Annotated in this window: 9 protein-coding genes; 5 read left to right on the top strand and 4 right to left on the bottom strand. The window is 38.0% G+C overall.

Annotated features, from left to right (window positions below; genetic code table 11):
* Positions 1-110: 110 nt before the first annotated feature.
* The 4 genes from mnmG to apaG form a co-directional block, all read right to left on the bottom strand.
* A complete protein-coding gene (gene mnmG, locus I6J02_RS06925; protein WP_201681025.1) occupies positions 111-1,970 on the bottom strand; it encodes a tRNA uridine-5-carboxymethylaminomethyl(34) synthesis enzyme MnmG in 1,860 nt (619 codons plus the stop codon).
* A gap of 76 nt (positions 1,971-2,046) precedes the next feature.
* Entirely contained in the window at positions 2,047-3,909 is a 1,863-nt protein-coding gene (locus I6J02_RS06920) for an ABC-F family ATP-binding cassette domain-containing protein (RefSeq protein WP_201681024.1), read from the bottom strand.
* On the bottom strand, positions 3,906-4,571 hold the full coding sequence (locus tag I6J02_RS06915; protein WP_201681023.1) for an NAD-dependent epimerase/dehydratase family protein: 666 nt from the start codon (positions 4,569-4,571) through the stop codon (positions 3,906-3,908). The genes I6J02_RS06920 and I6J02_RS06915 overlap by 4 nt, the downstream gene beginning before the upstream one ends.
* Before the next feature lie 99 nt (positions 4,572-4,670).
* Positions 4,671-5,057: a Co2+/Mg2+ efflux protein ApaG gene (gene apaG / locus I6J02_RS06910; protein ID WP_002998519.1), complete on the bottom strand. Its 387-nt coding sequence runs from the start codon at positions 5,055-5,057 to the stop codon at positions 4,671-4,673.
* Positions 5,058-5,258: 201 nt separating this feature from the next.
* On the opposite strand from apaG, the gene I6J02_RS06905 reads away from it, so the two are divergent.
* The 5 genes from I6J02_RS06905 to I6J02_RS06885 all read left to right on the top strand — a co-directional run bounded on the left by I6J02_RS06905 (position 5,259) and on the right by I6J02_RS06885 (position 11,899).
* Positions 5,259-5,969: an SAM-dependent methyltransferase gene (locus tag I6J02_RS06905; protein ID WP_201681022.1), complete on the top strand. Its 711-nt coding sequence runs from the start codon at positions 5,259-5,261 to the stop codon at positions 5,967-5,969.
* 179 nt (positions 5,970-6,148) lie between these two features.
* Positions 6,149-6,619 carry a hypothetical protein gene (locus I6J02_RS06900; RefSeq protein WP_201681021.1) on the top strand — a complete coding sequence of 157 codons (471 nt, stop codon included), beginning with the start codon at positions 6,149-6,151 and terminating at the stop codon, positions 6,617-6,619.
* 45 nt (positions 6,620-6,664) lie between these two features.
* The gene (locus I6J02_RS06895; protein WP_201681020.1) at positions 6,665-7,762 is read left to right on the top strand and encodes a Nif3-like dinuclear metal center hexameric protein; all 1,098 of its coding nucleotides are present in this window, start codon (positions 6,665-6,667) and stop codon (positions 7,760-7,762) included.
* Positions 7,762-8,511: a zinc ribbon domain-containing protein gene (locus I6J02_RS06890; protein ID WP_201681019.1), complete on the top strand. Its 750-nt coding sequence runs from the start codon at positions 7,762-7,764 to the stop codon at positions 8,509-8,511. Before I6J02_RS06895 ends, I6J02_RS06890 begins: the two co-directional genes overlap by 1 nt.
* A gap of 124 nt (positions 8,512-8,635) precedes the next feature.
* The gene (locus I6J02_RS06885; RefSeq protein ID WP_201681018.1) at positions 8,636-11,899 is read left to right on the top strand and encodes a S41 family peptidase; all 3,264 of its coding nucleotides are present in this window, start codon (positions 8,636-8,638) and stop codon (positions 11,897-11,899) included.
* The last annotated feature ends 14 nt before the right edge of the window (positions 11,900-11,913 follow it).

The raw sequence follows: 11,913 nt of genomic DNA, 5'->3' as shown, positions 1-11,913 counted from the left end.
GCTACTTTTATCTTTTTTGGATGTTTGTATCATAAAATTAAAAATATCTTCTTATATCCTTTTATTTTAAGCTTATATATTTTATTGTTAATATGTTGAAAATCAATACATTAACTCATGTATACCATTAAAACACTAATATCAGCAGGCGAAACTCCTGAAATACGTGAAGCTTGTCCCAATGTTCTTGGCTTAACCTTTAACAGTTTTTGCCTTGCTTCTATAGAAAGGGAAGTTAAAGAATTGTAATCAAAATTTGGATTGATCTCTTTATCTTCCATTTTTTTCATACGGTTGACAATCTCCATCTCTTTTTCAAAATAGCTGTCGTATTTTACTTTTATTTCAGCCTGCTCTATTGTTTCTTTATCAAACTGATTTAAATAGTTTTCAAAATCACTATCCGCTTTTTTGATATCGTAAATATTAATCTGTGGTCTGCTTAGTATATTAAACATTCTGGTTTTTTGAGATACCGGGGAGGAGTTAAGATTTTCGAGTACCGGATTAATGTGATCCGCTGTTACACTATTTTGTCTTAAGTATTCTACAATAGCATCTGAATTTTTGATCTTTTCGTTTACTTTATTCAGTCTCTCCTCTCCTACCAGACCCAGTTTATAAGCCATTGGTGTAAGACGAATATCTGCATTATCCTGACGTAACAACAAACGGTGTTCTGCTCTTGATGTAAACATTCGGTAAGGTTCTTCCGTACCTTTTGTAACCAGGTCATCAATCAAAACACCTATATAAGATTCGGAACGTTTTAGCGTCAGTTCATGAAGATCATTTATTCTCTGGTGAGCATTGATACCTGCAATGAATCCCTGTGCTCCTGCTTCCTCATATCCTGTTGTTCCGTTAATTTGTCCTGCAAAGAATAAGTGTTTTACTCGAAGTGTTTCAAGTGTCAGATCCAGTTGCATTGGCGGAAAGAAATCGTATTCAATAGCATATCCCGGTCTGTACATTCTGGCATTTTCAAATCCAGGAATCAGTTGTAATGCTTTTTGCTGTACATCTTCCGGAAGAGAAGTCGAAAATCCATTTACGTATATTTCTACCGTATTGAATCCTTCCGGTTCTACAAATATCTGATGTCTTTCACGTTCTGCAAATCTGTTTATTTTATCTTCGATGGAAGGGCAATATCTGGGACCTAAACCTTTTATTCTTCCTGTAAACATAGGGGATCTTTCGAATCCTGTTTTCAGCATTTCATGAACTTTGTCATTTGTGTAGGTTATCCAGCAACATCTTTGTTCTGTAGGAATAGGTACATCTGTATAGGAAAATCTACCTTTATTTTCATCTCCCCATTGCTCTTCCATGAGATCGTAGTTAAGAGATCGTCCATCTATACGTGGAGGTGTTCCGGTCTTCATTCTACCCGATTCAAAGCCAAGACTTACTAATTGTTCGGTAAGACCTGTAGCTGCTTTCTCTCCGGTACGGCCTCCTCCGAAATTTTTTTCTCCGATGTGGATCACTCCATTTAAGAACGTTCCGTTTGTCAGAACTACTGCATCTGCTTCTATTCGTATTCCCAGAGAAGTAATGACTCCGGCAGCTTTATCGCCTTCGACTATCACTTCTTTAACGGTATCTTGCCACATATCCAGATTAGGGATAGCTTCCAGTTGCATTCTCCATTCTTCAGCAAAGCGCATTCTGTCATTTTGAGATCTCGGACTCCACATAGCAGGACCTTTGGACAGATTAAGCATTCTGAATTGTAGTGTAGATTTGTCTGCTATGATACCTGTGTATCCACCCATTGCATCAATCTCTCTTACGATCTGCCCCTTTGCTACTCCTCCTATTGCAGGATTACAGCTCATCTGAGCGATTACACCCATGTTCATTGTAATCAACAAAACAGATGATCCCAGGTTGGCTGCTGCTGCTGCTGCTTCACATCCGGCATGACCGGCCCCTACTACAATTACGTTATATTTCTTAAACATTTTATTTTAGTTTCACGTGGAACAATCACTGCTTCACGTTTAATTTATCTATAGTTTCACGTGGAACGCTTTCTTGTTATTCTGCAAGTTCTGCTAATAATAACCAACGTTCTGTTTTTTCTTCTAGTTTTAATTCAAGTGATTTGATAGCTTCCGCAATCTCGACGAGTTGTAAATGGTCGGTTGTTGAATTTAACACTTCTGTTTTTTCTGCGATCTGCTGTTCTAAAGAGGTTACTTCTTTTTCCAGATCTTCATATTCTTTTTGTTCTTTATAGCTTAGCTTTTTCTTGCTTGGTTGTTCTTTTACTTCTACAGGTTTTACATTTGTTTTTCCAGCTTTGAGTTGCTTGTTTAATAGGTCCTGCTCTGCTTTGAAGTCTGCATAGTTTCCGTTATAGATGTTGATATTTCCTGATCCATCAAAGATGAAAAGTTGATCGGTCAGTTTGTCTACCAGATAACGATCGTGTGAAACCAGAAGAAGTACGCCTGTATATTTTTCAAGAAAATCTTCCAGTACATTTAAAGTATCAATGTCAAGATCATTGGAAGGCTCATCCAGAATAAGAAAGTTTGGATTACGCATAAGCACACGCATAAGTTGCAAACGCTTACGTTCTCCCCCACTTAATTTTTCAACCATGCCGAATTGTTTCTCCGGAGGGAATAAGAAATGTGTTAATAATTGAGAAGCGGTGATCACTTCTCCTTTAGCCATTTCTATATATTCAGCCACATTCTTTACAACATCTATTACACGTTCATTGGTTTGAAATTCCAGACCGCCTTGTTTATAGTATCCGTATACTGTAGTCTCTCCTACACTGATTGTTCCGGAAGTTGGTTTTTCAATGCCTGTGATTAAATTCAGGAAGGTGGATTTTCCGGAACCATTGCGACCGGATAAACCAATGCGATCTCCCTTTTTGAAAGTATAGCTGAAATTTTCAATTACTGATTTAGTTCCGAAGCTTTTAGAAGCATTTTCTATTTCCAGAATTTTGGAGCCCTGGCGACTTACTTTTACACTCAGCTGTACAATATCATTTTTCTTTGCAGCTTTAGATTTTTCCTCTAGATCATAGTAAGCTTCAATTCTGGATTTGGATTTAGTCCCTCGAGCCTGCGGTTGTCTGCGCATCCATTCCAATTCCTTACGCAACAGATTTCTACTCTTTTCAACCAATATGGAATCATTAGCTTCGCGTTCTGCTTTTTTCTCCAGATAATAGCTGTAGTTACCTTTGAATGTCAGAAGATTTCCTCTGTCAAGTTCGCGGATTTCTGTACAGACTCCATCCAAAAAGTAACGATCGTGCGTTACTAATAATACTGTTTTATTTCCTGTAGTCAATAGCTTTTCTAACCATTCTATAGTCTCTATATCCAGATGATTCGTAGGCTCATCTAAAATATAGACATCAGGTTCGTCAATTAGTAATTTTGCAAGTGCCAGCCTTTTTCTCTGACCTCCTGACAAATTATCTATCTGCTGGGTGAAATCAATAATATTAAGGCGGTTTAGAATAGTCTTGATGTTGTATTCATATTCCCATGCATTGAGCAAAGATAATTTTTCAGTAAGATCTTCCAGTTTTTGCTGATCAGGTTCATCTGTACTTAACAATTCTTCATATTGACGAATTAAAGTCTGCTGTTCGTTATCCGCACTATAAATGAAATCATTGATAGAATGTAATCCTGAAAAGTCTGGATCTTGAGCAAGAAAGCCAATTTTAATTCCTTTTTCCTTTACTACTTTTCCTGAAGTCGGAATTACCTTTTCTGCTAAAATAGATAGAAGTGTAGATTTGCCGGTACCGTTAATTCCGACAAGAGCTATCCGGTCACCCTTTTGTAGTCCAAAATGGATGTCTTTGAATAACCATCTGTCATTGAAGGAATGACTGACCTGTTCTGTAGATAATATACTCACGCTAATTCTTTGATTTTCGCTGTTTTGATGATATGAGTGCCTATGAGATCAGATAAACATATGTTCATCATTGATCTGGCTACGTCTTCTCCTTTTATACTTTTATAATCTTTTAATTTTCCTATTAGGAAATAATTTATAATATTCATAACCGCTGAAGATACCTTCTCCAGCATTCTGTTTTCTTTGCGTTTTCCCAATAATAAGGATGGTCTGAATATGAATGTTCTTTTAATCGAAAGTAATTCTATATCGCGCTCAATCTCTCCTTTCATTTTCAGGTAGAAGTTATTGGATAATACATTAGCTCCCATACTTGAAACCAAACTTACCGCAGAAAGCCCTTTGTCTTTGAGATGCTGTGCTACCGACAAAGGATAATCATGATCTATCTTATAATATGCAGAGAGATCAGGAGTTTTACTTTTGGTACTTCCCAGACAGCAATACAGGTGATCAACAGCTATATTTTCCAGCTGATGTGCTATTGAATCTGCATCTGCTATAATATTGATAAGCTTGGGATGTTGCATCTGTAGCTGACTTCTTGATACAGCGTATACTGTTGAATACTGTGTATTATCCAAAAGCATCTCGACCAAAAAGCTGCCAATCAGGCCTGTGGAGCCTAAAACAAGTGCGGTATAGCCAGTCTTATCCATAATAAGGTACAAAAATACAGAATTTAACGGGTTTAAACAGCGTAATATTTATAGGAAAGCTTAGAATTGTACTTCTTTATGACAGTGTATATATAACTGTTAATTTAAGCGGTGATTAGCAATAAGGTTAAAACGGGGAATCTCTACATAAAAAATCTCTCCGTCTAACTGGCGGGACATTTGGTATGTACCTTCCATATAGCCCATTTCGCTTTTAAGATTACAACCGGAGACATATTGATGTGATTCTCCTGGCTGTATAACTGGCTGTTCCCCCACGACCCCATCTCCTTCTACTTCCCTGTGTTCTCCAATTGCATCAAATATTTGCCAGTGACGACGCAATAGCTGAACGGTATAATCGCCTACGTTTTCAATAGAAATACGATAAGCAAACATGAAATGTTCCTTTTCAGGATTAGAATATTCCGGTTGATAAATACTCTCTACCGAAATCTTTACACCTTCTGTTATTAGAGATACCATTAATGCAAATATTACTATAATTTATAAATTATCAAAGAACAACTCCCTGAATGTGATAAAATTACGTAAAAATGAAAAAATCCTGAACCAGAGCTTGTTAATGTTTGTTAAATGACGATTACGTATCCTATTCAAATGCTGACAAACAAGATAAATTTGTATTCGTCTGATCATATTCGTCATAAATGACTAGGTTTGTATATGTCAAAAGGTATATTGTATCTCCTTCCTGTTCCGTTGAGCGATGACGCTGCAATGGCTTCTTATACACCCTATTTACAAGAGACCATCAATACACTGGATGAATATATTGTAGAAAACGAAAAAACTGCCCGGAAATTTTTGAAACAAGCCGGTTTGTCTATTCCGCAACAACAGTTGATCATCCATGATTATGGTAAACATAACCGTGATCAGGGAAATAAACAGGAGTTTTTCAAAGGACTGATGGCGGGCAAAAATGTGGGATTAATGTCTGAAGCTGGATGTCCTGGAGTAGCAGATCCGGGTGCGGATATTGTCGCTGAAGCACATAGCAAAGGTATAAAGGTTGTTCCTTTGGTGGGACCAAGTTCCATTCTTTTAGCCTTAATGGCTTCTGGTTTCAGTGGACAGAAATTTGCATTTCAGGGATACTTGCCTATCGATAAATCGGATAGAAACCGGAAGATAAAAGATCTGGAAGTACAGGCATACAGAGACAAGCAGACACAGATTTTTATAGAAACTCCCTTTCGCAACAATGCCTTATTCGCGGAATTACTGAAGGTCTGCAAGCCTCAAACCAAAATATGTGTGGCCTGTAATCTGACTGCTCAGGATGAATTTATCCTGACACTTACAGTGGATCAGTGGAAAAAAAGAAAGGATGATTTTCACAAAAAACCGGCTATTTTCCTTCTGTATTTTTAAAGAACAGAAATAGAAGAATGACTCTGTAATAAGCCTATTTTCGCTGATTTTGTAAGAAAAATAAAACCAAAGAACTTTTTACAGGTTGTTAAATTGTCAGATAGGTGCTAAATATTATTCATAAATATCAAGTTTTGAATAATTCAGCCTATATTTAAAGAAGAAATTCAAAATTAAGAATGCTAGAGTTTACACCTGATAAGATGACGATGGAAATGCTGTACATTGTTTTGGCAGCATCCGCAGTTCGTCTGATTTGCTGGATTTTATTTGCCAATACCATTCGGAAAACATTAAATCTGATCGCTCCGGAAAACAGGAATATTTTGCCGTCACAAGCCTGGTTTGTAGCTGTGCCCCTGTTTAATATTTACTGGCACTTTGAGGTCGCACGAAGACTCTGCGACTCCCTGAATAATGAATTTTATGACCGTAAAATTCCGGTGGAAGAAAATCCTACACGTAAGGAAGGACAAATTTATGCATGGACATTTCTTTCCATTAATATTCCTTTTCCACCCTTTATACTTGTTATTGCAGGTATTATGAATCTGATTTATTTCATTACATATTGGGTAAAGATCAATCAATACAGAGTTTTATTGATAGAGCACAATAAGTTTGTGGAAAAAGATGTTAATGAAGGATAAAGGCCTGATCCTTTTCTTTGGTAAAGTAAAGCAAAAAAGAGTTGAATGAAAATATTTGAACTAACAAACTATTTAGAGAGTATAGCTCCTTTGGCATATCAGGAATCTTATGATAATTCTGGTCTGTTAGTGGGTAATCCCGGAGATGAGATTCACCGTGCATTAATCTCCTTAGATTGCACCGAAGCTGTTGTGGATGAAGCTATTGCTGAAGGATGTGATATCATTATTTCGCATCACCCTATTGTATTCGGGGGCTTGAAAAAGTTTACCGGATCCAATTATGTGGAGCGAGTGATTATTAAGGCTATCCGGAATAACATAGCTATTTATGCTATTCATACCAATCTGGATAATATCTTTGGTGGGGTCAGTTCAAAAATTGCGGAGAAGCTTCATCTGGAAAATACAGCTATATTAAAGCAAAAGAAGAATCTGTTAAATAAGCTGGTGGTATACGTACCGAGAACACACGTGGAGCTTGTGCGGACGGCTCTTTTTGATGCAGGAGCAGGCAATATTGGTAATTATGACCAGTGTAGCTACAACAGTGCCGGATACGGAACTTTCAGACCATTGGAAGGAGCTGAACCTGCTATTGGCGAGATCGGCCAGCAGGAAAGGGTTGAAGAAACTAAAATAGAAGTTATCTACCCACAAATAAAAGAGCGTGAGATTCTCGTAGCCATGTATGCAAGTCATCCCTATGAAGAGGTTGCGTATAATATTGTTACATTGCAGAATAATTATCAGACTATAGGGTCTGGAGTGATAGGAAATTTATCCGAACCGATGAGTGAAATAGATTTTCTGCAATACTTGAAGGAAAAGCTCAATCTTACCGTCATTCGTCATACTGAATTGAGAGGCAAAGAAGTGTCTCGGGTAGCAGTATGTGGGGGTGCAGGAGGCTTTTTGCTTGCTGATGCAAAAAGATCAGGAGCAGATTTTTTTGTTACGGCAGATTATAAGTATCACGAGTTTTTTGATGCTGAAGGTCAGATCGTCATTGCAGATACGGGACATTTTGAAAGTGAACAATTTACGCAAGAATTATTGTTAGAGATTATTCGGAATAAATTTGCTAACTTTGCAGTCCTAATAACGGAAACAGACACAAATCCAATAAAATACTACTGTTAATGGAACAAACTGTAGAACAAAAATTGAAAGCATTATGGTCTTTGCAAACCATACATACTAAAGTCGATAAAATTCGTCAAATCAGAGGTGAATTGCCTATCGAAGTAGCTGATCTTGAAGATGAAATCGCAGGATTAGAAACCCGTATTGAGAAAATCAGAACGGATCTGGATGAATTGGAAGATTCTATCGTAAAGCGCAAAAACATGATTAAGGACGCTCAGGGGGCCATCAAGAAATATGAAGGTCAGCTGAACGAAGTTAAAAACAATCGTGAATATGATGCTATCACTAAGGAGATCGAAATTCAGGGCTTAGAAATTCAGGTTTGTGAAAAACGAATCAAAGAATATGAGTTTGAAATCCGTAACAAGACTGAACAGTACGAAAGCACAGAAAAAACCTTAGGTTACAATAAGACTGAGCTTGAAGGAAAAAGAAAAGAGCTGGATACAATTACGGCAGAAACTCAGAAAGAGGAAGATACGTTATTGAAGAATGCTGAAGCAGCAGAGAAAAACATTGAGGATCGTTTAATGAATGTCTACAACAGACTTCGTAATTCATTCAAAAATGGTCTTGCTGTAGTTTCTATTGATCGCGACAGCTGTTCAGGATGTCACAATAAGATCCCTGCACAGATGCAATCTGAAATTCGCCAACGCAAAAAAATCATTATTTGTGAGCACTGCGGACGTGTAATCGTTGACGAAGGAATCCTACTGGAAGTAGAATGCGAAATGGTTTAGTTTCGATTTACGATAAAAAATGTTAAAGCGCTGATAATCTCAGCGCTTTTTTTGTAAATCAGATTTCATAACTGTATCTTCATGCTGTTTTACAACAAAATTTTAATAGTATATTTCCTACTTTATGAATAAAAAGCTAAGATTCTATTTCAGTAGTATCATTCTCACAGTATTTTCAGCTACAGCTGCTCAGGGACAGCAACAGGAAACTCTCTTATTGAGAAATCCCAGCATCAGTCAAAATCACATTTCTTTTGTATATGGAGGCGATATCTGGATCGCAGGAAGAGATGGCAGTAATCCTAAAAGACTTACTGTCAACCCCGATGTAGAAAGAAATCCAATGTTTTCACCCGACGGAAAGCAGATTGCTTTTACAGGTAACTATGATGGTAATGTCGATGTTTACACCATCTCTGTCGCAGGAGGTGAACCTAAACGAATTACGTATCATCCCGCAGCAGATGTTATGAGAGGCTGGATTAATAACGAGGAACTCTATTTTACAAGTACACAGGAATTTCAGTATTCATTGGGTTCCAGACTCTATAAAATCAATATAAACAAAGGAAAAGATGAAGCTCTTCCTATGCCGACAGCTTTTGAAGGCTCCCCTTCTCCTGACGGTAATTATTGGGCATATTTAAAAAATTCCGACCCTACGGAACGTGAAGTTGTAGCTTTTAAAAGATACAGAGGTGGAGGTATGCCTTCGATCTGGATTTTCAATAATAAAACAAATGATATTGAAATCGTACCCGGAGAAAAAAGTAATAATGTTAAGCCTATATGGTTAGGAGATAAGATCTACTTTTTGTCAGATAGAGATAAAATCGTGAATATCTTCAGCTACGATACAAAAACCAAGAAAACAGAGAAAATTACCAATAGCAAGGAATACGACATCCGGACATTAAACGGCTTCGGTGATGATCTTATTTATGAAGCTGAAGGTAAGATCTATACCTTCAATATTAAAAGTAAAAAGACTTCTCATATCCCTGTTCAGATCTTTGCAGATAACACGTATAAGCGCCCTCATTATACCAATATATCCGAAGGTATCCGCAATTGGAATGTCTCTCCTACGGGTCAGCGGGCAATTTTTGAAGCAAGAGGCGAAATATTCACAGTACCTAAGGAAAAAGGTGATGCAAGAAATATATCCTCTTCACCAGGCTCTCATGAGCGTTTCCCGAATTGGTCACCCAACGGAAAATGGATATCTTATCTGTCTGACGCAAGGGGAAAATATGAATTGGTGCTGAGAGATCAGATGGCCAAAAATGACCCTATTTATATATCACTGGGAGATTATTACTTCTATTTTGATCCGATCTGGTCTCCGGACAGCAAAAAGCTATTCTTTAATGATGCTCATCTCAACTTGTATTATGTAGATATTGACACGAAGAAAGTGACAAAAGTTGATGATGATGTCCTGGGATCGCATACTAACAGAACAGGCAATTATTTTGAACCGTCATGGTCTCCGGATTCTAAATGGATATCTTACATCAAAACATTACCGAATACTGTATCGGCAGTATTTATGTATAATCTGGATACAAAGCAAAGTCAGCAGATTACGGATGGTATGTCTGAAACGCATCAGCCTACATTCAGCAGAGACGGAAAGTACCTGTTTTTTACGGCTAGTACCAATACCGGTCTGACAAACTCGGGTTTGCATATGTCCGCCTATGAGCGTTCCCCTAATTATACCATTTATGCCTTTATTTTAGCTAAGGATACGCCTTCTCCGTTTAAACTGGAAAGTGATGAAGAAGCTGTTGGTAAGGATAAAGAAAAGGAAGAAGAGAAGAAAAAAGAAGAAAAAGAGGAAAAGAAAGAAGAACCGAAAGTCAAAAATATAAAAGTCGAATTTGATCAGATTTCTAATCGTATTGTCGCTTTGCCATTACCTGCAGGCTATTATAAACTGGATGGAAGAGTGGAAGATATGCTGCTTTACCAACGCGGGCGTACTATCGGAGCATATGATTTAAAGAAGCTGGAAGATAAAGTATTTGTAGAGGGGGCCGGTGGATTTGAGGTTAGTGCAGATGGTAAAAAGCTGATGTACAGTTTAGGCGGTTCATATTTTATTGTGAATTCTAACCAAAAGCCTATTCCTGATAACGGTAAACTAAAGATTGATAATGTTAAACAGCTGGTAGATCCTGCTGCTGAATGGAAGCAGGTATTCAATGAGGTCTGGGCAATGGAAAAAGAATATTTCTATGTTGAGAATATGCACGGTGCAGACTGGAATGCCGTAAAGCGTAAATATGAGAAATTTCTGCCGTACGTAAACCATCGTTCGGACCTGTCTTATCTCTTGAATGAAATGATGGGTGAGATGGTTGTCGGTCATAGTTACATCTATCCGGGAGATCAGCCAAGAACTCCGTCTGTGAATGTCGGAATGCTGGGTGCGGATTATAAAATAGTTGACAACCGTTATCAGATAAGTAAGATCTATACCCGTATGGAGTGGAATCCTGAGCTGCAGGCACCATTAGCTGAGCCGGGGATAGAGGTTTCGGAAGGTATGTTTATTGTATCTGTAAATGGAGTGGAACTGACTGCTGATATGAATATTTATAGTTTATTCAATCAAACAGCCGGAAAGCAAACGGTCATTATGGTGAATAGTAAACCATCCCTTGTTGGAGCAAAAGAGGTTGTCGTGAAACCGATTCCTTTCAGTGATGAAATAAACCTACGTCAGACAGAATGGGTAGAGCGTAATAGAAAACGTACAGATGAACTTAGTAAAGGCCAGATAGCGTATGTGTATATGCCGAATACAGGTTCAGAGGGATATACCTCGTTCAACAGATACTATTTCTCTCAAATGGATAAGAAAGCCCTGTTATTGGATGAGCGTAACAACGGTGGAGGATCGGTAGCCGACTATGTCATCGATCTGTTGTCCCGTGATCTGATCGCTGGCTGGGGTATACGCGACGGAAAGAGCTTTACTACACCCGGAAATGGTATTTACGGACCAAAGGCTATGATTATTAATGAAAATGCAGGATCAGGAGGCGATATGATGCCTTATATGTTTCGTCATAAAGGCTTAGGAAAGCTGGTTGGACGTACGACTATGGGCATATTAGTCGGTATCAGTGGCTACCCTATTCTATTGGATGGCGGAAGGGTAACTTCTCCTAACTTTGGGATATTCGATCTGAAAGGAAATTATATTATCGAAAATGAAGGGGTTGCTCCTGATGTTTTTGTGGAGCAGACTCCAAAAGAAGTGCTGCAGGGTCGTGATCCGCAACTGGAGAAAACGATACAGATCTTGTTGGAAGAGATGAAAACATATCCGTATCAGCAGATGCGTAAACCGGCAGATCCGGTCAGAGTAAATTAATAGAACTATTGAAA

This window comes from Sphingobacterium spiritivorum (genome assembly GCF_016725325.1).
GTDB lineage: Bacteria > Bacteroidota > Bacteroidia > Sphingobacteriales > Sphingobacteriaceae > Sphingobacterium.
This window is presented reverse-complemented; position numbering and strand designations above follow the sequence as displayed.